Source organism: Aeromonas sp. S41-2, from assembly GCF_027705845.1.
Classification (GTDB): Bacteria; Pseudomonadota; Gammaproteobacteria; order Enterobacterales; family Aeromonadaceae; genus Aeromonas; species Aeromonas hydrophila.
Genome location: NZ_JAPDCG010000013.1, coordinates 1 through 20,799, shown reverse-complemented (window position 1 = coordinate 20,799; position 20,799 = coordinate 1). Strand labels below are relative to the sequence as shown.

General features: G+C 62.0%; 20 protein-coding genes. 5 read left to right on the top strand and 15 right to left on the bottom strand.

The window, feature by feature from the left end:
- Nucleotides 1-15: 15 nt before the first annotated feature.
- Entirely contained in the window at nucleotides 16-1,281 is a 1,266-nt protein-coding gene (rho, locus tag OKC44_RS20290; RefSeq protein WP_005307308.1) for a transcription termination factor Rho, read from the bottom strand.
- Nucleotides 1,282-1,488: 207 nt separating this feature from the next.
- Nucleotides 1,489-1,815: a thioredoxin TrxA gene (gene trxA, locus OKC44_RS20285; RefSeq protein WP_005307306.1), complete on the bottom strand. Its 327-nt coding sequence runs from the start codon at nucleotides 1,813-1,815 to the stop codon at nucleotides 1,489-1,491.
- A gap of 113 nt (nucleotides 1,816-1,928) precedes the next feature.
- On the opposite strand from trxA, the gene rhlB reads away from it, so the two are divergent.
- The 4 genes from rhlB (at nucleotide 1,929) to OKC44_RS20265 (ending at nucleotide 6,203) form a co-directional block, all read left to right on the top strand.
- Nucleotides 1,929-3,218, top strand: coding sequence for an ATP-dependent RNA helicase RhlB (rhlB, locus tag OKC44_RS20280; RefSeq protein WP_043165727.1), 1,290 nt, complete (start codon nucleotides 1,929-1,931; stop codon nucleotides 3,216-3,218).
- 14 nt (nucleotides 3,219-3,232) lie between these two features.
- Complete coding sequence (gene gppA, locus OKC44_RS20275; protein ID WP_065480373.1) at nucleotides 3,233-4,723, top strand: guanosine-5'-triphosphate,3'-diphosphate diphosphatase; 1,491 nt, start codon at nucleotides 3,233-3,235, stop codon at nucleotides 4,721-4,723.
- Nucleotides 4,724-4,927: 204 nt separating this feature from the next.
- Entirely contained in the window at nucleotides 4,928-5,908 is a 981-nt protein-coding gene (locus tag OKC44_RS20270; RefSeq protein WP_270814793.1) for a DUF4382 domain-containing protein, read from the top strand.
- 25 nt (nucleotides 5,909-5,933) lie between these two features.
- Nucleotides 5,934-6,203, top strand: coding sequence for a Rho-binding antiterminator (locus OKC44_RS20265; RefSeq protein WP_139389030.1), 270 nt, complete (start codon nucleotides 5,934-5,936; stop codon nucleotides 6,201-6,203).
- Nucleotides 6,204-6,261: 58 nt separating this feature from the next.
- On the opposite strand, the gene OKC44_RS20260 is transcribed toward OKC44_RS20265, so the two are convergent.
- The 13 genes from OKC44_RS20260 to OKC44_RS20200 form a co-directional block, all read right to left on the bottom strand.
- The gene (locus OKC44_RS20260; protein ID WP_270814791.1) at nucleotides 6,262-7,008 is read right to left on the bottom strand and encodes a class I SAM-dependent methyltransferase; all 747 of its coding nucleotides are present in this window, start codon (nucleotides 7,006-7,008) and stop codon (nucleotides 6,262-6,264) included.
- Between the two features lie 94 nt (nucleotides 7,009-7,102).
- Nucleotides 7,103-9,646 carry a sensor domain-containing phosphodiesterase gene (locus OKC44_RS20255; protein WP_270814789.1) on the bottom strand — a complete coding sequence of 848 codons (2,544 nt, stop codon included), beginning with the start codon at nucleotides 9,644-9,646 and terminating at the stop codon, nucleotides 7,103-7,105.
- 204 nt (nucleotides 9,647-9,850) lie between these two features.
- Nucleotides 9,851-11,893, bottom strand: coding sequence for an oligopeptidase A (gene prlC / locus OKC44_RS20250; protein ID WP_029305261.1), 2,043 nt, complete (start codon nucleotides 11,891-11,893; stop codon nucleotides 9,851-9,853).
- A gap of 222 nt (nucleotides 11,894-12,115) precedes the next feature.
- A complete protein-coding gene (hemB, locus tag OKC44_RS20245; protein ID WP_024945496.1) occupies nucleotides 12,116-13,135 on the bottom strand; it encodes a porphobilinogen synthase in 1,020 nt (339 codons plus the stop codon).
- A 3-nt stretch (nucleotides 13,136-13,138) separates the two neighbouring features.
- Nucleotides 13,139-13,924 (bottom strand): TatD family hydrolase, encoded by a 786-nt coding sequence (locus tag OKC44_RS20240; RefSeq protein ID WP_270814785.1) that lies wholly within the window; start codon nucleotides 13,922-13,924, stop codon nucleotides 13,139-13,141.
- A 111-nt stretch (nucleotides 13,925-14,035) separates the two neighbouring features.
- Nucleotides 14,036-14,791 (bottom strand): twin-arginine translocase subunit TatC, encoded by a 756-nt coding sequence (tatC, locus tag OKC44_RS20235; RefSeq protein ID WP_011704121.1) that lies wholly within the window; start codon nucleotides 14,789-14,791, stop codon nucleotides 14,036-14,038.
- On the bottom strand, nucleotides 14,788-15,231 hold the full coding sequence (tatB, locus tag OKC44_RS20230) for a Sec-independent protein translocase protein TatB (RefSeq protein ID WP_042065848.1): 444 nt from the start codon (nucleotides 15,229-15,231) through the stop codon (nucleotides 14,788-14,790). The genes tatC and tatB overlap by 4 nt, the downstream gene beginning before the upstream one ends.
- A 3-nt stretch (nucleotides 15,232-15,234) precedes the next feature.
- Nucleotides 15,235-15,483 (bottom strand): Sec-independent protein translocase subunit TatA, encoded by a 249-nt coding sequence (gene tatA, locus OKC44_RS20225; RefSeq protein ID WP_011704119.1) that lies wholly within the window; start codon nucleotides 15,481-15,483, stop codon nucleotides 15,235-15,237.
- Nucleotides 15,484-15,522: 39 nt separating this feature from the next.
- On the bottom strand, nucleotides 15,523-17,163 hold the full coding sequence (gene ubiB / locus OKC44_RS20220) for a ubiquinone biosynthesis regulatory protein kinase UbiB (RefSeq protein ID WP_043165743.1): 1,641 nt from the start codon (nucleotides 17,161-17,163) through the stop codon (nucleotides 15,523-15,525).
- Nucleotides 17,163-17,771, bottom strand: a complete 609-nt coding sequence (locus OKC44_RS20215) for a ubiquinone biosynthesis accessory factor UbiJ (RefSeq protein ID WP_270814784.1) — start codon at nucleotides 17,769-17,771, stop codon at nucleotides 17,163-17,165. The genes ubiB and OKC44_RS20215 overlap by 1 nt, the downstream gene beginning before the upstream one ends.
- Before the next feature lie 8 nt (nucleotides 17,772-17,779).
- Entirely contained in the window at nucleotides 17,780-18,532 is a 753-nt protein-coding gene (gene ubiE / locus OKC44_RS20210) for a bifunctional demethylmenaquinone methyltransferase/2-methoxy-6-polyprenyl-1,4-benzoquinol methylase UbiE (protein ID WP_011704116.1), read from the bottom strand.
- A gap of 65 nt (nucleotides 18,533-18,597) precedes the next feature.
- On the bottom strand, nucleotides 18,598-18,975 hold the full coding sequence (crcB, locus tag OKC44_RS20205; RefSeq protein WP_016348946.1) for a fluoride efflux transporter CrcB: 378 nt from the start codon (nucleotides 18,973-18,975) through the stop codon (nucleotides 18,598-18,600).
- Nucleotides 18,976-19,062: 87 nt separating this feature from the next.
- Complete coding sequence (locus OKC44_RS20200; RefSeq protein ID WP_270814783.1) at nucleotides 19,063-20,328, bottom strand: cytosine deaminase; 1,266 nt, start codon at nucleotides 20,326-20,328, stop codon at nucleotides 19,063-19,065.
- A gap of 93 nt (nucleotides 20,329-20,421) precedes the next feature.
- Between OKC44_RS20200 and OKC44_RS20195 the strand changes: the two genes are divergently transcribed.
- On the top strand, nucleotides 20,422-20,676 hold the full coding sequence (locus tag OKC44_RS20195; protein ID WP_016348944.1) for a hypothetical protein: 255 nt from the start codon (nucleotides 20,422-20,424) through the stop codon (nucleotides 20,674-20,676).
- Nucleotides 20,677-20,799 lie beyond the last annotated feature (123 nt).

Sequence of the window (20,799 nt, the reverse complement as noted above, 5' to 3'; positions counted from 1 at the left end):
TGATTTTCGAGTCGGTTACTTCTGCTGGCGCCGCATGGCGTCGAAGAACTCGTCGTTGGTCTTGGTCATGGCCAACTTGTCGATCAGGAACTCGATGCCGTCGATCTCGCCCATCGGGTGCACAATCTTGCGCAGGATCCACATCTTTTGCAGCTCGTCGCCGGTGGTCAGCAGCTCTTCCTTGCGGGTGCCGGAACGAGTGATGTCGATGGCCGGGTAGACGCGCTTCTCGGCAATCTTGCGCGAGAGGTGCAGTTCCATGTTGCCGGTACCCTTGAACTCTTCGTAGATGACTTCATCCATCTTGGAGCCGGTATCGATCAGCGCGGTGGCGATGATGGTCAGGCTGCCGCCCTCTTCAACATTGCGCGCGGCACCGAAGAAGCGCTTCGGACGGTGCAGGGCGTTGGCGTCCACACCACCGGTCAGTACCTTGCCGGATGACGGGATGACGGTGTTGTAGGCACGGGCCAGACGGGTGATTGAGTCCAGCAGGATCACCACGTCCTTCTTGTGCTCGACCAGGCGCTTGGCCTTCTCGATCACCATCTCGGCGACCTGGACGTGACGGGAAGCCGGCTCGTCGAAGGTGGAGGCGATTACTTCACCCTTCACCATGCGCTGCATCTCGGTCACTTCTTCCGGACGCTCGTCGATCAGCAGGACGATCAGTTCGCAGTCAGGATGGTTGTAGGCGATGCTCTGGGCGATGTTCTGCAGCAGCATGGTCTTACCGGCCTTGGGCGGTGCGACGATGAGACCGCGCTGGCCTTTACCGATCGGGGAAGCCAGGTCCAGTACGCGGGCGGTGATGTCTTCGGTAGAACCGTTACCCCGTTCCATGCGCAGACGCTCGTTGGCGTGCAGCGGAGTGAGGTTTTCAAACAGGATCTTGTTGCGGGAGTTTTCCGGACGGTCGTAGTTGACCTCGTTGACCTTGAGCAGCGCGAAGTAACGTTCGCCCTCTTTCGGCGGCCGGATCTTGCCGGAGATGGTATCGCCGGTACGCAGGTTGAAACGGCGGATCTGGCTCGGGGAGACATAGATGTCGTCCGGGCCGGCCAGGTAGGAGCCGTCTGCACTACGCAGGAAGCCGAAACCATCGGTCAGGATTTCCAGCACACCGTCGCCAAAGATATCCTCGCCACCCTTGGCGTGCGCCTTGAGGATCGCGAAAATAATGTCTTTCTTGTGCGCCCGAGCCAGATTTTCCAACCCCATGGATTCGCCAAGCTGTACCAGCTCGGACACAGGAGTGTTCTTTAATTCAGTCAGATTCATAGTGGTGAAAGTCTGTAAGCAAGGATTGAAATGAGGAGACAGTCTGCTGGATTGATGCTGATCGGATTTGATTTGCCAGGCTGATGTGTGAGCAAAGAGTCAGGCAAAAAGGTTAGCAAACGAGCGATAAATTAGCACCAATCGGGGTGAGCGTCTAGGTGATAAAACAGAAGGAGCGCATTATTGCAATGCGCTCCTCTTTGATTATTACAGGTTACCGTCCAGGAACTCTTTCAGCTGAGTCTTGGACAGGGCACCGACCTTGGTCGCTGCCACTTCGCCATTCTTGAACAGCAAGAGGGTCGGAATACCACGAATGCCATACTTGGGCGGAGTGTCGGCGTTATGGTCGATGTTCAATTTCGCCACGGTCACGCGACCGGCATACTCTTGGGCGACTTCGTTCAGGATCGGGGCAATCATCTTGCACGGACCACACCATTCGGCCCAGAAGTCGACCAGAACGGCGCCATCGGCTTTGATTACATCTGCCTCGAAGCTGGCATCGCTCAGCTGAACAATCTTGTCACTCATCTCCAACTCCAGTCAGTAATTAAGGCTTTATTGACGTATCAACAAAGGCAATAGTTGCCCTATTTGAAATGATCCTGTTTATTATTGCAAGCCTAACCTGATAACCTACCGCCATGAGCAAAACACATTTAACGACCGACAAATTCGCCCAAATGGGCCTCGAACCCGAAGTTCTGGCTGGTCTGGAATCAAAGGGATTTCACTATTGCACCCCCATCCAGGCACTGTCTCTACCACTGCTGGTAGAAGGTCATGACCTCGCCGGTCAGGCCCAGACAGGGACCGGCAAAACCCTTGCCTTCCTGGCTGCCACCTTCAACTATTTGTTGACCCATCCGCTGACCAAGCCGCGCCTCATCAACCAGCCGCGCGCCATCATCATGGCCCCGACCCGGGAGCTGGCGGTCCAGATCTACAACGATGCGGAGAGCATGTCCGCCTCGACCGGCCTCAAGCTCGGCCTCGCCTACGGTGGCGAAGGGTACGACAAGCAGCTGGCCGTGCTGGAGCAGGGCGTCGACATCCTGATCGGCACCACCGGCCGCATCATCGACTACTTCAAGTCCAAGGTCATCGATCTGAGCAATATTCAGGTCGTGGTGCTGGACGAAGCGGATCGCATGTTCGATCTCGGCTTCATCAAGGACATCCGTTTCCTGTTCCGCCGCATGCCGCCCGCCACCGAGCGTCTGAGCATGCTGTTCTCCGCCACCCTCTCCCTGCGGGTGCAGGAGCTGGCCTACGAACACATGAACCACCCGGAACATGTACAGATCGAGCCGGAGCAGATGACCGGCGTGCGGATCAAGGAGGAGCTGTTCTACCCCTCCAACGAAGACAAGATGTTGCTGCTGCTCTCCCTGATGGAAGAGGAGTGGCCGGAGAAAGCCATCGTCTTCGCCAACACCAAGCACGTCTGTGAAGACGTTCATGCCTGGCTGGAGAACGACGGCCACCGCGTCGGCCTGCTGACCGGTGACGTGCCGCAGAAGAAGCGGATGAAGATCCTGGAAGAGTTCACCAAGGGCACGGTCGACATCCTGGTTGCCACCGACGTGGCCGCCCGCGGTCTGCACATCCCGGACGTGACCCACGTCTTCAACTATGACCTGCCCGACGACGCCGAAGACTACGTACACCGCATCGGTCGTACCGGTCGTGCCGGCAAGAGCGGTCACTCCATCAGCCTGGCCTGTGAAGACTATGCCTTCAACCTGCCGGCCATCGAGGAGTACATCCACCACCCCATCCCGGTCAGCAAGTATGACCGCGAGGCGCTGCTGGATGACGTGACCGCACCGAAGCGGGTGTTCCGCAACCGTCAGCCGGTGAACCGCAACATGCGCGATCGCCAGGGCGGTGGCAACAGCAACAACCGCCGTCGTCCGCCCCGCAAGAGCTGAAAGGACTGGCCCAGTTGCACAACTCGCCGCTCTATGCCGCCATCGACCTCGGCTCCAACAGCTTTCATATGCTGGTGGTGCGCGAGGTCGCCGGTGCCCTGCGCACCGTCACCAAGGTAAAGCGCAAGGTTCGCCTCGCCGCCGGGCTCGATCCGGAGTTTCGTCTCAGCCGTGCCGCCATGGAGCGGGGCTGGGACTGCCTGCGCCTGTTCTCCGAACAGTTGCAGGACATTCCGGCCGACAACATCCGGGTCGTGGGCACCGCCACCCTGCGCCTTGCCACCAACGTCGACGAATTCCTCAGCGAAGCGGAACGGGTGCTCAACCACAGCATCGAGATCATCTCGGGCGAGGAAGAGGCCAAGACCATCTATGAGGGGGTCTCCTGGACCTCGGCCGGGGAAGGCAACCGGCTGGTGATCGACATCGGCGGCGCCAGTACCGAGCTGGTGATCGGCGAGCACAGCGAAGCGAAACTGCTCAACAGCCTGCACATGGGCTGCGTCACCTGGCTCAACAACCACTTCGGTGACGGCGAGCTCTCCGAGGTCCGCTTCAAGCAGGCCATCGCTGCCGCCAAGGCGGTGCTGGAGAAGGTGGCGGAAGATTATCGTGCGCTCGGTTGGCGTACCTGTGTCGGTGCCTCCGGCACGGTGCAGGCATTGCAAGAGATCATGCTGGCACAAGGAAAGAGCGAGCGGGTCACCCTGCCCAAGCTGCAGGAGCTGATGGGTCAGGCCATCGCCTGCGGCAAGCTCGACCAGCTGCAACTGGAAGGACTGGCGGCCGAACGGCTGACCGTGTTCCCCTCCGGTCTCGCCATCCTGATCGCCATCTTCGAAACCCTCAACATCGAGAGCATGACCCTGGCGGGTGGCGCCCTGCGTGAAGGCCTGATCTACGGCCTGCTCGGCAACAATCACGACTGTGATGCCCGCGATCGCACCGCCGACAGCCTGATCAATCGCTACCAGCTGGACAAGGAGCACGCCGAACGGGTGCGCGACACCGCCGTCGAGGCGTTCAACCAGCTGCAGCCGGCCTGGCGACTCTCGAAACGCTACGGGCGCCCGATCCTGCGCTACGCGGCCCTGCTGCACGAGATCGGTCTGTGCATCGAGTACAAGAAGGCGCCGCAACACGCCGCCTACATCATCGACAACATCGACATGCCTGGCTTTACCCCGGCCCAGAAGAAGCTGTTGTCGGCCCTGCTGTTCAACCAGCGGGACGAATTCAAGCTGGAACCACTGGAGAAGCAGGGTGCCGTCACCGGTCGCCAGGCGATCCGGCTGGCCCGCATCCTGCGCATCGCGCTGATCCTCTGCATGCGCCGCACCCAGGGCACAGTGCCCCGCTTCACCCTCGAAGCCGATGAAGATGCGCTGACCCTGACCCTGCCGAGTGGCTGGCTGGACGAGCACTACCTGCGCGCCAGCGAGTTGCGCTTCGAGGTGGAACGCCAGCAGAAGATGGGCTGGCCCACCCGGCTGCTGGAAGCCTGATTGGGCCTCGCCCAATCAGTGCCCCAACTACCCGCCCCGCCGTTCCGACAATCTCTTTCGCAGCCATGACTGGCGCCGTTCAAAGCTGCCCCTTGATTTCATTGGGCTGGCGCACCGACCTCATCCTTTTCCCGCTGGCTGCCACCTGCGCCATTAGCACCGCTCGACTAGAGTAGGGTTGTCTTCACAACCGGAATGGACGCCATGAAACCCTTGACCCTGATCGGCCTGACCGCCCTGCTCACCGCCTGTGGCGGCGGAGGCGGCGGCGACAACAACAGCCCGCAACAGGCCCAGCTCTCGCTGGCCTTCTCCGACGCCCCGGTGGATGCCGTCAGCAAGGTCTGCATCGCCGTCGCCAACATCAGCATCCACCCCGTCGCCGGTACCGAGCAGAGCTGGACCACCGCCAGTTTCCTCACCTCGGCCCAGGACGATGGCTGCACCCCGAGCGGCGAGACCATCCCGCTCGACAGTGCGGGCCGGCCGCTGTTCACCTACATCGACCTGCTGCACTACCAGGGTTCCGTCAGCCGCCCGCTGCTGGCCAGCCAGAGCGTGGTGCCCGGCGACTACAGCCAGATGCGGCTGCGGGTGCTGGACGGACGAGAGGTTGCCAACCAGTTTCTGGATGGCACCCCCTACTCCTACGTCAAACGGGATGATGGGGTGATCAAGCCGCTGGAGGTGCCCAGCAGCGAACTCAAGCTGGATGCCTTCACCATCGCCGCCAACGGCCTCAGCGCCTTCACCACCGAGTTCGATCTGCGCCAGGCCATGGTGCTGCCGGGCCACGAGCAGTACTACAAGCTCAAGCCAAGAGGGGTGCGACTGGTGAACAACACCCAGGTCACCACCGTCAAAGGCACGGTCGCGGCCGGGCTGTGCGGTGGCCAGCTGACCGACAAGGCCTTCGTCTACTTCTACCAGCCCAGAAGCGATGACAACTACCCCGACATGGCGGACAGCGACAACGGCTTCTATGCCAGCGCGCCCGTGCTGCCGCAAAGCGGTGGCGGCTTTGGTTACGAACTGGGATTTGTTAATCTCGGCAGCTACGATCTGGCGCTGGTCTGCAATGGCAACGAGGACGATCCGGCGCTGGCCGGCGACCCGCTGCAACTTGAACAGGTGCAGAAAGCCCAGCCGGTGGTGGCGCCCGCCACCAGCATCAACTTCCAGTAACCGGCGACCAGAGGGCGACCCGCACATGAGCACCTATCAACCCATCAGTTGCGATCTCTACGACTGGCTGGAGATCGCCGCCAGCTGGCAGCTGCCGGTCACCCTCACCGGCCGGGATGGCCGCCAGTGGGCGGACAGGATACGCACCATCGAGGCCAGAGCAGGGGTCGAGTACCTGCTGCTGCACGGTGGCGAGCGACTGAGCCTGGCGGAGCTGGCCACCATGGCGCTCAGCTGGCAGGGGGAGGAGAAGCTGATCCGCTTTGCCCCGCCGGCCCCAGCCGACAGCCAATAGATGGCAAGAGGGCCAACCCCATCGGGTTGGCCCTCTTCTTTTACCCTCGCGTGCGGCGTTATCCCACCAGCGCCGCCATCACGTAGACATCGAAGCGGTTGCTCTTGGTCTCGATGGCCATGCTCGGCTTGTGCTCGTTGAGCCAGCCGGCGTAGTCCGGCCGTTTCACCACCACCCGCTTGTCCGCCATGGCGAGCGCCGCCGGCAGCAGGGCATCGGCGTCAAGATCCGGCCCCACCAGCGACTGGAACACCCGCATCTCTTTTTTCACCAGCGCCGACTTCTGCTTGTGGGGGAACATGGGATCGAGGTAGATGACGTCGGGCCGCTCGGTCAGCCCCAACAAGGTCTCCACCGCCGGGCCGTGCAGCAACTGCATCCGCTCGCGCACCCAGGGGCCGATCTCGGGATCCAGCGCGGCCCGCGCCAGCCCGTCCTGCAACAGGGCGGCCACCACGGGGCTGCGCTCGATCATGGTCACCTTGCAGCCGAGGGAGGCGAGCACGAAGGCATCGCGCCCCAGCCCGGCGGTGGCATCCACCACGCGCGGCATGGCACCCGCCTTGAGTCCCACCGCCTTGGCGATGGATTGGCCACGGCCGCCGCCGAACTTGCGGCGATGGGCGACCGCTCCTTCGACGAAGTCCACGTAGACCGCACCCAACTTGGGCTCGTCCAGCTTGCGCAGCTCCAGCCGCGCCGCGGTGAACACCAGGGCAAACTGGGGAAGGTCGGTCTGGCCGAGCTGGCTGGCCAGGGCTTCGGCCTGGGGCGCCTTGGCGGGGTCTTCGAGGAGGATCTGCATGGTATCGACTGTGTGGCGGTATCAGTGGGCGGAGTGTATCACAGCCCCCGAAGGTCGCTGTAGGGGCTCTGGCCGAAGGAGGGCAGCAGAGGGGCTAGCTGGTCTGCAGGAACATGCTCTTGTCGTTGAGCTGCAGGTACTCGGTGAGGTCGTCGTAGGCCAGTGGCCGGCTCAGCAGATAGCCCTGGGTGAAGGCGCACCCCTTCTGGCAGAGGAAGTTGAGCTGCTCGCGGGTCTCCACCCCCTCGATCACCACCTGCATGCCGAGGTTGTGCACTATGTTGATGATGCCGTCCAGCAGCAGCCGGTCCTGTTCATTGAACGGGATGTGGCGCACGAAGGCCCGGTCGATCTTGACCAGGTCCACCGGGAAGTTGCGCAGATAGTTGAGCGCCGAATAGCCAGTACCAAAGTCGTCGATGGCCAGCTTGCAGCCCGCTTCGCGCAGGGCATCGATCCGCACCCTGTGCTGATCGCTGGTCTCCATCAGCAGGGACTCGGTGATCTCGATGACGATGTCCGCCGGGTCCAGCCCGAAGTGGTGGATCACCTTGAGCCACTCGCTCGCCTCCGGATCTATGGTCTGGAACTCCAGGGTGGAGCGGTTGATCGACATCTGCAGATCCGGGAAGCCGGATTGCTGCAGCCGCGCCAGATCCCGGCACGACTGCCACAGTACCAGCGCCCCCAGCCCCTGGATCAGCCCGGCCTCCTCCGCCAGCGGAATGAAGTCCGCCGGCGACACCTGGCCCCAGTGCGGGTGATACCAGCGCACCAGCGCCTCCAGCTTGGCGACCCGGCCGCTGCGGTTGTCCCAGATCGGCTGGTAGGCCATGGTCAGCTGCTCGAGCTTGATCGCCTCAGCCAGATCCTGCTGCATCTGGTGGCGCTGGCGCACCTCTTCGCGCATGGAGGCACAGTAGCTGCCGAGCAGCCGTCCCTGCCGCTTGGCGGCAAACAGCGCCTGCTCGGCGTTGCGCAGCAGCTCGTCGCTCTCCAGACCATCGCCCGGGCAGAGGGTGATGCCGATGGTGGCCGTCACGTAGAGGTGCTGGTTGGCCAGCATGAAGGGACGGGCGAAGCCGCCGATCACCTGCTTGGCAAACACCTCGGCCTGACGACGGTTGACGATGCCGGGCACCAGGAAGGCGAACTCGTCGCCGCCGATGCGGGCCACCAGGTCCTCGGTGCGCACCCGGCTCACCAGCCGATCCGACACCTCCCGCAGCAGGGCGTCACCGGCGTGGTGATCCATGCTGTTATTGACCGCCTTGAAGTTGTTGAGGTCGAGCACCATCAGCGCGAAGCGCTCGCCCCGCTCGCAGAAGCGGCTGAGGCAACGGCCGAACAGCCAGCGGTTGGGCAGCCCGGTGAGGTTGTCGTAATTGGCCTGGGCGGCGATCTTCTGCTCCGCCAGCTTGGTCTGGGAGAGATCGCTGAAGATGGCGATGTACTGGCTGATCCGCCCCCCTTCCCGCAGGGTGCTGATCATCAGCTGCTGGGGGTAGAGCTTGCCGTTCTTGCGCTTGTTCCACACCTCGCCGCGCCACACCCCCACCCGCTCCAGCGCGTGGTACATGTCGGCGTAGAAGGCCTGATCGTGCAGCCCGGACTTGAGCATGCTGGGCCGCTGGCCGCACACCTCCTCCTCGCTGTAACCGGTGATCTGCTCGAACGCCGGGTTGACCGAGATGATGCGGCTGTCGGCATCGCACACCAGGATCGCCTCCGAGAGGTTGTCGTAGACCCGGTGGGAGAGCTTGAGCTGTTCTGCATGGCGCTTGAGGGGATCTATGTTCTCCAGCACCACCATCAGGTAGTCGGGCTGCAGCTGATCGTCCCGCACCAGGGTGACGGTGACCCGCCCCCACAGCACCTGGCCGTCCCGGTGCAGGTAGCGCTTCTCCTGGGTGAAGGCGGTGCGCTCGCCACGCTTGAGCTCTTCATAACAGGCTACGCTGCGCAGCCAGTCTTCCGGGTGATTGAGCTCGGCGGCGGTGCGGTGCAGCAGCTCGCTTTGGCCGTAACCCAGCATCTTTTCGATGGCCGGGTTGGTCCAGAGGATCTTGCCGTTCAGATCGAGTTTGCCGATCCCCACCGGCGCATGGGACATCATGGTGTGCAGAAAATCGTGGTACTCGGGCTGGGGCGGTGCCGGCTGTTGCAGCATCAGCGCCAGTTCGCGCCCGGCCAGCGGAGCCAGCAGGCGCAACAGGCCCATCACCTTGTCCATGTTGGTGAGCGGCCGCTTGAACAACACGCTGCAGATACCGACCGTCTCCCCCTGGGCACTCTTGAGGGCGATGCCGGCATAGGCCTGGATGTGCCAAGCCTGCAACACGGCGGCATGGGGAAACAGCTGCTGTACCCGATCGCTGAACCAGGTCTCTCCCTCCTGCAGGGTGATCTCCCCCAGGGTGGCGCTGACCGGAAAGCTGAAGTTGGTGATGTCGAGAGAGGCGGGGTGGGCGGCGTGCACCTTGAAAGAGAGCCCCGCTTGATCCCTGCCTGAAATCAGGACGAAGTCGGCCCCGACCGCTGCTGCGATTTCACTCACAAAGGTATCGAAATATCCCTGACCACTCGAATGAGACAGACTTGAGATGATTTGATAGACAGACTCGAGTGCTCGCCTCATGGCAAGGTTCTTTCTCTCCTTGGAAGGTAGGACCCGACTCTACTGAAGAGCCGGGGACAGTGCAAACATGCTATCCGCAAGATATTAAAAAGCCTTGAGAAAAGGGACCAAAAGGTCCCTTTTTATCTCAAAAATCACGCTGCGATCCCACTATGTGGCAAAACTGTACCTGCTTGAAGCTCACGCCAGCCGGGGCCCGCAAACTCACGCGGCAATCCCGCTGTGGCGGAGCAGCGCATCCACCTGAGGCTCGCGGCCACGGAAGGCTCGGAACAGCTCCATCGGCTCCTTGGAGCCACCCTTTTCCAGGATGTTCTTCAGGAAGGACTGACCGGTAGCCGGGTTGAAGATCCCCTCCTCCTCGAAGCGGGAGAAGGCATCCGCAGAGAGCACCTCGGCCCACTTGTAGCTGTAGTAGCCCGCCGCATAACCGCCGGCGAAGATGTGGGAGAAGCTGTGCTGGAAGCGGTTGAACGCCGGCGGTGTCATCACCGCCACCTGGCTGCGCACCTCATCCAGCAGCGCCGGGATCTGATCCGCGCTGGCCGGGTCAAACTCCTGGTGCAGACGGAAGTCGAACAGGGCGAACTCCAGCTGACGCAGCATCTGCATCGCCGCCTGGAAGTTGCGGGCGGTCAGCATCTTCTCCAGCAGATCGGCAGGCAGCGGCTCACCGGTCTCGTGATGGCCGGAGATGAAGGCCAGCGCCTCGGACTCCCAGCACCAGTTCTCGAGGAACTGGCTCGGCAGCTCCACCGCGTCCCAGGCCACGCCGTTGATGCCGGCCACGCCGGCCACGTCGATGCGGGTCAGCATGTGGTGAATGCCGTGGCCGAACTCGTGGAACAGGGTGACCACTTCGTTGTGGGTGAACAGGGCGGGTTTGCCGTCCACCGGACCGTTGAAGTTGCAGGTCAGGTAGGCCACCGGCTTTTGCAAGGATCCATCCTGACGGTAGCGACGACCTAGGCAGACATCCATCCAGGCACCGCCCTGCTTGTGCTCGCGGGCATAGAGGTCGAGGTAGAAGCTGCCGCGCAGCTCGTCCTCGGCGTCGAAGATGTCGTAGAAGCGCACATCCGGGTGCCAGGTGTCGATGCCGAGGCGCTCACGCACCTTCATGCCGAACACCCGCTTGACCACCTCGAACAGCCCCTTCACCACCTTGCTGGCGGGGAAGTAGGGGCGCAGTTGCTCGTCGGAGATGGAGAACTTGTGCTGCTTGAGCTTCTCGGCGTAGTAGGCGAGATCCCAGGCGGCCAGCTCGCCCTGACCATGTTGCTCGGCGGCGAAGGCGCGGATCTCTTCCAACTCGGCCTTGCCCTGCGGCAGGGACTTGGCCGCCAGATCGGTGAGGAAGTTCACCACCTGCTCGGGCTTGTCCGCCATCTTGGTGGCTAGTGACAGCTCGGCGTAGTTGGCAAAGCCGAGCAACTGGGCCAGCTCGCGGCGCAGGGCAAGCAGCTCGGTCATGATGGCGGAGTTGTCCCACTTGCCGGCGTTGGGGCCCTGATCCGAGGCGCGGGTGGTGAAGGCCTCATACAGCTCGGCACGCAGCGCGCGGTTGTCGGCATACATCATCACCGGCAGGTAGGAGGGGATGTCCAGGGTGAACAGCCAGCCCTCCTTGCCCTTCAGCTCGGCCAGCTGGCGGGCGGCGGCCTGCGCGCTCTGCGGCAAACCGGCCAGCTCGGCCTCGTCGGTCACCAGCTTGTTCCAGCCCTGGGTCGCGTCCAGCACGTTGTTGCTGAAACGGGAAGCCAGCTCGGAGAGGCGGGCCTGGATCTCGCCGTAGCGCTGCTGCGCCTCGGCGGGCAGGCCGATGCCGGACAGGCGAAAATCGCGCAGGGTGTTCTGGATCTCCTTGCGCTGGGCGCCGCTCAGCAGCGGGAAGTCGTCGCTCTCGGCCAGTTCGCGATAGGCCTGATAGAGCCCCTCGTGCTGGCCGACATAGGTCTGGAATTCAGACAGCAGCGGCAGGCAGGCGTCGTGGGCCGCGCGCAGCGCTTCGCTGTTGAGTACGGAGTTGAGGTGACTGACCGGCGACCAGATCCGCGCCAGGCGGTCGTTGACCTCTTCCAGCGGGGCGATCAGGCTGTCCCAGGTGTGCGGGTCGCGCTGGGCCAGCACATCGCTGATTTTCTGTTTGCAATCGGCGATGGCCTGCGTCACGGCAGGCTGGACCTGATCGGGCTGGATCTGGCTGAAAGGGGGCAGCGAGTCCATTGTCAGCAAAGGGTTGTTCATCCTGCGATACCTCTAAATTCTCTACAGCCCCTGCCGTCCAGAAGCTTGCTTGGACTACCTAAGATGTAGGCAGAAACCTCATTAATCAAGCCTTTGCCTGCCAGAGCGCGGCCTGTTGTCCACTTTTCGCCGAGATCTGCTCATTAAAACGGCGATCCGGATGCCAAAGACGACAATGCCGGCCCTTGGGCCGGCATTGTGGGTGGCATCAGACAAGATGCATCAGCGTCTGGCGTCTTCCTGCAGCCACTGGGCAGCCCGCTTGGCGAAGTAGGTGAGGATGCCGTCGGCACCGGCCCGCTTGAAGCAGAGCAGGGACTCCATGATGCTCTCCTTCTCCTTCAGCCAGCCGTTCTGGATGGCCGCCATGTGCATGGCGTACTCGCCGCTCACCTGATAGGCGAAGGTCGGCACGCCGAACTGATCCTTCACCTGACGGATCACGTCCAGATAGGGCATGCCCGGCTTGACCATCACGCTGTCGGCCCCTTCTTGGATATCCAGCGCCACCTCGTGCAGGGCTTCGTTGCTGTTGGCCGGATCCATCTGGTAGGTGGCCTTGTTGCTCTTGCCGAGGTTGCCGGCAGAGCCCACCGCGTCGCGGAACGGGCCGTAGTAGCAGGAGGCGTACTTGGCGGAGTAGGCCATGATCTGGGTGTTGATGAAGCCGTTCTCTTCCAGCGCCGCGCGGATGGCGCCGATGCGGCCGTCCATCATGTCGGACGGTGCCACGATATCCACCCCGGCAGCGGCGTGGGAGAGCGCCTGCTTCACCAGGATCTCGGTGGTGATGTCGTTCAGCACATAGCCTTCGTCATCGATGATGCCGTCCTGACCATGGGTGGTGAACGGATCGAGCGCCACGTCGGTGATGACCCCCAGCTCCGGGAAGCTTGCCTTGAGGGCGCGCGTCGCCCGCTGGGCCAGCCCGTCCGGGTTGTAGGCCTCTTCCGCCAGCAGACTCTTCTGCTCCAGCGGGGTGACCGGGAACAGGGCGATGGCCGGCACGCCCAGCGCAACCAGCTCGGCAGCCTCTTTCAGCAACAGATCGATGGAGAGCCTGTCCACCCCCGGCATGGAGGTGACGGCCTCACGACGGTTCTCCCCCTCCAGCACAAACACGGGATAGATGAGATCGTTGGCGGTCAGTACGTTCTCGCGCACCAGACGACGGCTGAAATCATGTTTGCGCACCCGGCGCAGACGGCGACCCGGAAAGGCGCCTGGAAGAGTTGTAGCCATGAATCACTCCTGAAGAGGAAGTTGGAAGAACGCGGCGGAGGTGGCCCGGGTGTGGGCCAGCAAGGCCTCGGGCGCTTCACCACGGCAGGCCGCCACCACCTGGGCGATGTGCGGCAAAAAAGCGGGTTCGTTGCGTTTTGGTCTGGGCTTCAGATCCCGCGGCACCAGATAGGGGGCATCGGTCTCGATCATCAGCCGGCCGGCCGGAATGCGGGCCACCTGCTCGCGCAGCAGCTGGCCGCGACGCTCGTCGCACAACCAGCCGGTCACCCCGATGTGCAGCCCCAGCGCCAGACACTGATCCAGCTCCTCATCGGAGCCGGTGAAGCAGTGCAGCACGGCCCCCGGCAGTTTCGGCAGCCAGGGGCGCAGGATCTCCATGAAACGGGCGTGAGCATCGCGGCAGTGGAGAAACACCGGCATCCCGAGCTCGGCGGCCAGCGCCAGCTGGGCGTCGAATACCGCATCCTGCACCGGACGGGGGGAGAAATCGTGATTGTAGTCGAGCCCGCACTCGCCGATGGCCACCACCTGCGGCAAGGCGGCCAGCGCGCGCAGGGCGGGCAGGGTCGCCTCATCGACACTCTTGGCGTCGTGGGGGTGGACCCCGGCGGTGGAGAAACAGTAACCCGGCCAGCGGGCGGCAAGGGTGGCGCTCTCGCGGCTGCCGACCAGATCGGTGCCGGTCAGGATCAGCGCCTCCACCCCGGCGGCGCGGGCGCGGGCCACCAGATCGGCCTGTTCATCGGCAAACTGGCTGCTGGTCAGGTTTACACCTATGTCGATCATGGGGTCAGCGGGTCCGAACAAAAGGAAGACATATCAGGTATTTGAAAACCATCTACTCAATGGGGCCTTACCATACGCCTCGAACGGGGGCATGAAAAGAGGAAGGGAGCCTTAGCTCCCCTCTTCAGTCTGTTCCTGCTTCTCTTCGCTCTCTTCTTTCACGTAGAAGCGGGCGAAGAACAGACCGATCTCCCACAAGCCCCACATGGGGATCGCGAGCAGGGTCTGGGAAAAGACATCGGGCGGCGTCAACAGCATGCCGACCACGAACACCCCAACGATGACGTAGGGACGCTTCTCCCGCAGGCTCTTGGGACTGGTCACCCCGGTCCAGCACAGCAGTATGGTGGCCACCGGAATTTCGAACGCCACCCCGAACGCAAAGAACAGGGTCAGTACGAAGTCCAGATAGCTGGCGATGTCGGTCGCCACCGTCACCCCGGCAGGCGCGGTGCTGGTGAAGAAACCGAACACCAGCGGGAACACCACGTAGTAGGCGAACGCCATGCCGGCATAGAACAGCACGGCACTGGAGGCGACCAACGGCATGATCAGGCGCCGTTCATGCTGGTACAGACCGGGGGCGATGAAGGCCCAGGCCTGATAGAGCAGATAGGGGATCGCCACGAAGAAGGAGACCACCAGGGTCAGCTTGATCGGCGTCAGGAAGGGGGTCGCCACATCCGTCGCTATCATGCTGGTCCCTTCCGGCAACTGACTCAGCAGCGGCTGGGCCACGAAGTCGTAGATGTTGTTGGAGAAGTAGATCAGCGCGATGAATACCAGCAGGATGGCCGAGATGGAGCGCAGCAGGCGCGTTCTCAGCTCGACCAGATGGCTGATCAGGGGTTGCTCGGCCTGACTCATGGCTTCACCTCCCCTTGTTCGGCGCTCGGCTGGGCACTTGCGGCGGGGATCACGGTAGGCTCCTCATCAGGTGTCGCCACACTGACGGGGGCTACCGGCTCTTCCTTCACCTCGGCGGCGGCCGGCGCTGGCTGGATGGTATTTTGTTGTTCGTATGGACGGGTCACCGATTGTGCGGCCGTTTTCAGCTGCTCGATAGACTCCTGCAGCTCGGGGCTCAGGTTGTTCATCTGCAACTGTTCGGCCTTCTTCAGGTCGTTGTGCAGATCCTGCAACTTGAGCTCCTGCTCCAGCTCGGCCTTGACCGAGTTGGCGGTGCTGCGGATCAGTCTGATCCAGTGGCTGGCGGTACGGATCGCCACGGGCAGCCGCTCGGGGCCGAGCACCACCAGGGCGACGACACCAATGACAACCAGCTCCCAGAAACCGATATCGAACATGGCTTAGGCCTGATCTTTATCTTTCTGCTTGGCAGCATCGCTAGGCTGACCGGCTGCTTCGTTCAGCTGTTTCGGCGGAAACTCGGCATCCTTCTGCTCGGACTTGGTCTCCGGCTCGTCGGACAGCGCCTTCTTGAAGCCCTTGACCGCGGCACCCAGATCACCGCCGATGCCGCGCAGTTTCTTGGTACCGAACAGCAGCACGACGATGACTGCAATGATCAACAATTGCCAAATACTGATACCACCCATGACTTTCTCTCCAGACAGGCGCCTGCTGGCGCAGTTTATTTAATGAGAACGGGTTCGCAACCAACCCAGCAGCCAGCATAACCCGGCGCCGGCGAGGCTGATTTGTCCCCACTCAATGTGTTGTTTTTGGGTCAGCAAGAATACACCGGCCAATAGCAGGCTGGCTCCAACCCCTAAGAGGTAGCGAGCCTGACCCTGGCGGCGACTGTGCCGGCGAAAATCGGCAAACATCTGGTCGAAGTGACGCTGCTGATGACGGGTCTGGCGCAGGGTCTCGTAGACCAGCTCCGGCAGTTCCGGCAGCTTTTCCGCCCAGAATGGCGCCTTCTCCTTGATGGCATTCCACACCGCCTTGGGCCCCACCTGCTGGTACATCCAGTTTTCCAGATAGGGCTTGGCGGTCTGCCACAAATCGAGCTGCGGGTAGAGCTGGCGACCCAGCCCCTCCACATAGAGCAGGGTCTTCTGCAGCAACACCAGCTGCGGCTGCACCTGCATGTTGAAGCGGCGCGCGGTGTTGAACAGGTTGAGCAGCACGTGGCCGAACGAGATCTCCGACAACGGCTTCTCGAAGATGGGCTCCAGCACGGTGCGGATGGCGAACTCGAACTCGTCCACCTTGGTATCGGGCGGCACCCAGCCGGACTCCACGTGCAGCTCGGCCACCCGACGGTAGTCACGGTTGAAGAAGGCGAGGAAGTTCTCGGCCAGGTAGCGTTTGTCTTCCCGGTTGAGGGTGCCGACGATGCCGCAGTCGATGCCGATCCAGAGCGGATTCTCCGGATGTTCGTAGGAGACGAAGATGTTGCCCGGGTGCATGTCGGCGTGGAAGAAGCTGTCGCGGAACACCTGGGTAAAGAACACCTCCACCCCGCGCTCGGCCAGCAGCTTCATGTTGGTGCCGTTGGCCTCCAGCGCGGAAATGTCGGAGACCGGAATGCCGTAGATCCGCTCCATCACCAGCACCTGCTCACGGCAGTGCTCGGTGAACACCTCGGGCACGTAGAGCGCCTCGGAGCCGGTGAAGTTGCGGCGCAGCTGGATGGCGTTGGCCGCCTCCCGCATCAGGTTGAGCTCGTCGAGGATGGTCTTGCGATACTCTTCCACCACCTCGATGGGGCGCAGTCGTCCGCTCTGGGGCACGAAACGGGCCACCAGACGGGCCAGCGCCTGCATCAGCCGCAGGTCGGCCTCGATGACCGGCTCGATGTCGGGACGGATCACCTTGATGACGATCTCGCGGCCATTCTCCTTCAGCCGGGCGGTGTGCACCTGGGCGATGGAGGCCGACGCCAGCGGCGTCTCGTCGAAATCGTCAAACAGGGTCTCGATGGTGCAACCCAGGCTCGCCTCGATCTGGCGGCGGGCCGCCTGACCACAGAAGGGAGGCACCCTGTCCTGCAGCAGTGCCAGCTCCTCGGCGATGTCCGGCGGCAGCAGATCGCGCCGGGTCGAGAGCATCTGACCGAACTTGATGAAGATGGGGCCGAGCGCTTCGAAGGCGAGCCGGATGCGGGCACCGCGGTTCAGCCCCTGGCGTTTGTTCTTGAGCCAGAACAGGCTGCGACGGGCCAGCCGGCCGGGCCAGGGCTGGTAACGGGCGGGCACCAGCTCGTCGATGCCCTGTTCCAGCAGGATGCTGATGATGCGATAGAGGCGTTTGAACTCCTTCGGGGTCATCAGGCTACCTGCTGCTCGAAGCGGGCCAGCCGCAGCTCGACCGCTTTCATCTGCTGGGCCAGCAACTCGACATCGTCGTTGAAGCTGGCCACTTCCAGCGGACCCGGCGCAAGCCGGATCTCTTCGATCAGGTATTCGGCCAGCTGGCGCTGGCTGCGGCACAATTCACGTCCCAGCAGCCGACGTGCCTGACTGGCGCCGCGCAGCAGGGTGTGAGCCAGCACATCGCCGGTATAACGGGACAGCTCCTCTTCCCAGTCGATATTCAGCTCGCCCAACAACACGCTGAACGCCTGCACCAGCTGAGGGTCGCCGCTCAGATCCAGCTTCTCCTCGCGGATGTAGCGGGTCAGGGCGGAGGGATCCTTGAGCAGGCCGAGCGCTGTCAGGGAGAGGCTCAGCACCGCATCGGCCTCCCCTTCGAATTTGGCCAGCACATCCAGCCGGCGCTCGGAGAAGACAAACCAGAGTGGCTTGAGCTCGCGCAGCTCCAGCTTGAGTACCTTGCCCGTCAATTTGCGCAGCCGCTCCGGACTCTGCTTGTTGAGTCGCAGCAGCTGGTTGAGGCTGGTTTCGATCACCGCGGTGACCATGGCATCCATCGGCATAGGCGACCTTAAAACTTGTAACCGCGGTGCAGGGCGACCACGCCCTGGGTCAGGTTGTAAAACTCAACCTGCTCGAAACCGACATTCTCCATCATGCCTGCCAGAGTCTGCTGATCCGGATGCATGCGGATCGACTCCGCCAGGTATTTGTAGCTTTCGCTGTCGTTCGCAACGATTTCGCCCATTTTCGGCAGCAGTTTGAAGGAGTAGAGATCGTACAGCTTGGCGATCACTTCGCTGACCGGCTTGGAGAACTCCAGCACCAGCAGGCGGCCACCCGGCTTGAGCACCCGGAACATGGAGGCGAGCGCCTTGTCCTTGTCGGTGACGTTGCGCAGGCCGAAGCCGATGGTGATGACGTCGAAATGGTTGTCAGGGAACGGGAGCGCCTCGGCATTGGCCTGTACGTAGGAGACGTTGTTGGCCACTCCCAGATTGCGCAGCTTGTCGCGGCCCACCTTGAGCATGGAGTCGTTGATGTCCGCCAGCACCACCTGACCGGTCTCGCCGACGATGCGGGAGAACTTGGCGGTCAGATCGCCGGTACCACCGGCCAGATCCAGCACCTTCTGACCCTTGCGTACGCCGGAGCAGTCGATGGTGAAGCGCTTCCACAGGCGGTGGATGCCGAACGACATCAGATCGTTCATCAGATCATACTTGGCTGCCACCGAATGGAAGACGCCGGCGACCAGGGTTTCCTTCTCGGTCGAGGCCACGGTTTTAAAGCCAAAATGCGTTGTCGTAGTCTGTTCTGACATCCCTTAAACACCCATAGAGCAAAGAATGGCCGCCAGTTTACCAGAGCCAATGGCGTGCGGACACCTTAAACCCGGCTGGCGACCAACTGCATCCCCAGCACCACCATGGCCAGACAGAGAAACAGGTTGAGGCCGATATTGAGGGCGGCTTTCAGATAGGCCCCCTGCTGGGCCAGTACCACGGTATCCAGCGCAAAGGAGGAGAAGGTAGTCAGGGCGCCGAGGATACCCACCATCAGCAGCGGTTTCAGCGGGTGCTCCACCACATGACCATGGCTGATCAGCGCAAAGGCAATGCCCATGATGAAGGAGCCGACCACGTTGACCATCAGGGTGCCATAGGGGAAATGACGTCCCAACAGCAGCGCCATCAGTTCGGCGATACCAAAGCGCAGACAGGCGCCGATGGCCCCGCCGGCGGCAACATATAACCAGGTTTGCATGGGAGCACGCCTCCATAGTATCGGGCCGACATTATGCAAAATGTCAGGCCCGGGGGACAGCAGGGCAATTAATCGACTTCACCCGCATCAGCGGCGAAAGTCGACCGGCTCGACCTGAGCGAGATGAATCGAGGTGCGGGATGGAGTGGTTTGTGCAATCACCCGGCCGTGGCGAATGGAGTAACGCACCGCCACCTGGCGGCGCACCGCATCAAAGCCGTTCTCGGCGGGCAGGATCAGCAGGTTGGCCGGTTTGCCCACCTCGATGCCGTAGCGATCCAGCACGTTCAGGGTGCGTGCACTGTGGCTGCTGATCAGCTTGAGGCTGTCGTTGATCTGCTCGTAGCCCATGATCTGGCAGACATGCAGCCCCATGTGCAGCACCTGCAGCATGTTGGCGGTGCCCATGGGATACCAGGGATCGAACACGTCGTCATGACCGAAACAGACATTGATGTTCGCTTCCAACATCTCCTTCACCCGGGTGATGCCGCGACGCTTGGGATAGCTGTCGAAGCGTCCCTGCAGGTGGATGTTCACCAGCGGATTGGCGACGAAGTTGATGTTCGCCATCTTCAGCAGCCGGAACAGGCGGGACGCATAGGCACCGTTGTAGGAGTGCATGGCAGTGGTGTGGCTGGCGGTCACCCGCTGACCCATGCCCCGCTCGTAGGCCAGGGTCGCCAGCGTCTCGATGAAGCGGGACTGCTCGTCATCGATCTCGTCGCAGTGCACATCCACCAGAACCTGATACTTCTCGGCAAGATCGAACACATAGTGCAGACTTTCGACCCCATATTCCCGGGTGAACTCGAAATGGGGGATGGCTCCTATCACGTCGGCGCCCAGCTTGAGCGCCTCCTCCAACAGCACCTTGCCGTTGGGGTAGGAGAGGATTCCCTCCTGCGGGAAAGCCACTATCTGCAGCTCCACCCACTCCTTCATCTCCTCCCGCACCTCCAGCATCGCCTTCAGGGCGACCAGATTGGGGTCGGAGACATCCACGTGGGTGCGGACGAACTGGATGCCATTGGCAATCTGCCACTTCAGCGTCTGGATGGCCCGTTGCTTCACATCCTCATGGGTCAGCAGTGCCTTGCGCTCGGCCCAGCGTTCTATCCCCTCGAACAGGGTGCCGGAGAGGTTCCAGCTCGGCTCACCGGCCGTCTGGGTGGTATCAAGATGGATGTGAGGCTCGATAAAGGGGGCGATGGCGAGCCCCTCCTCACCATCAAGCTCGTGGGCTGCGAGCAGAGGGGTGCTCATGGGTTCGATGGCTCGGATCAGGCCATCCTGGCAGAGGATCTGCCACATCCCCTCCCTGCCGACCAGACGCAGGTTCTTTATCAGCATGTTTTTGCTTCCTTTTTTCAAACACCAACGGCTTTTTCAATCCACAACTTAGCTTGGATCAATTTGATAGAAAAGCGTTCATATTGAATACATATGAGACTGTTACTATTGATAAACAGCAACAATAAAAGGGAGTTGATTGGGATGAAAGCAGGATTGACCGAGATCGGCAGCGCAGGCTTGTTTCACGAGTATCTGCAGACACTGGGTATCAACAAGCCACCGTTGACGTCGATCGACAAGCAGTGGGAATACACCCGCAATGAACGACTGGTGGCAGCCATTCAGATAGAAGCCTCCGGACAGGCTCGGTTCTATCTCGATGCCAGGCAGATTTCGGTAAACTGAGAAAAGCGGATACAAAAAAGCCTCCCGATTGGGAGGCTTTAATATTTAATGGTGCTGATACCCAGAGTCGAACTGGGGACCTCATCCTTACCAAGGATGCGCTCTACCAACTGAGCCATATCA

Coding starts and splice junctions, on each gene's coding strand:
- rho (WP_005307308.1), bottom strand. CDS start 1,281: ATGAATCTGACTGAATTAAAGAACACTCCTGTGTCCGAGCTGGTACAG.
- trxA (WP_005307306.1), bottom strand. CDS start 1,815: ATGAGTGACAAGATTGTTCAGCTGAGCGATGCCAGCTTCGAGGCAGAT.
- rhlB (WP_043165727.1), top strand. CDS start 1,929: ATGAGCAAAACACATTTAACGACCGACAAATTCGCCCAAATGGGCCTC.
- OKC44_RS20270 (WP_270814793.1), top strand. CDS start 4,928: ATGAAACCCTTGACCCTGATCGGCCTGACCGCCCTGCTCACCGCCTGT.
- OKC44_RS20265 (WP_139389030.1), top strand. CDS start 5,934: ATGAGCACCTATCAACCCATCAGTTGCGATCTCTACGACTGGCTGGAG.
- OKC44_RS20260 (WP_270814791.1), bottom strand. CDS start 7,008: ATGCAGATCCTCCTCGAAGACCCCGCCAAGGCGCCCCAGGCCGAAGCC.
- OKC44_RS20255 (WP_270814789.1), bottom strand. CDS start 9,646: ATGAGGCGAGCACTCGAGTCTGTCTATCAAATCATCTCAAGTCTGTCT.
- prlC (WP_029305261.1), bottom strand. CDS start 11,893: ATGAACAACCCTTTGCTGACAATGGACTCGCTGCCCCCTTTCAGCCAG.
- hemB (WP_024945496.1), bottom strand. CDS start 13,135: ATGGCTACAACTCTTCCAGGCGCCTTTCCGGGTCGCCGTCTGCGCCGG.
- OKC44_RS20240 (WP_270814785.1), bottom strand. CDS start 13,924: ATGATCGACATAGGTGTAAACCTGACCAGCAGCCAGTTTGCCGATGAA.
- tatC (WP_011704121.1), bottom strand. CDS start 14,791: ATGAGTCAGGCCGAGCAACCCCTGATCAGCCATCTGGTCGAGCTGAGA.
- tatB (WP_042065848.1), bottom strand. CDS start 15,231: ATGTTCGATATCGGTTTCTGGGAGCTGGTTGTCATTGGTGTCGTCGCC.
- tatA (WP_011704119.1), bottom strand. CDS start 15,483: ATGGGTGGTATCAGTATTTGGCAATTGTTGATCATTGCAGTCATCGTC.
- ubiB (WP_043165743.1), bottom strand. CDS start 17,163: ATGACCCCGAAGGAGTTCAAACGCCTCTATCGCATCATCAGCATCCTG.
- OKC44_RS20215 (WP_270814784.1), bottom strand. CDS start 17,771: ATGCCGATGGATGCCATGGTCACCGCGGTGATCGAAACCAGCCTCAAC.
- ubiE (WP_011704116.1), bottom strand. CDS start 18,532: ATGTCAGAACAGACTACGACAACGCATTTTGGCTTTAAAACCGTGGCC.
- crcB (WP_016348946.1), bottom strand. CDS start 18,975: ATGCAAACCTGGTTATATGTTGCCGCCGGCGGGGCCATCGGCGCCTGT.
- OKC44_RS20200 (WP_270814783.1), bottom strand. CDS start 20,328: ATGCTGATAAAGAACCTGCGTCTGGTCGGCAGGGAGGGGATGTGGCAG.
- OKC44_RS20195 (WP_016348944.1), top strand. CDS start 20,422: ATGAGACTGTTACTATTGATAAACAGCAACAATAAAAGGGAGTTGATT.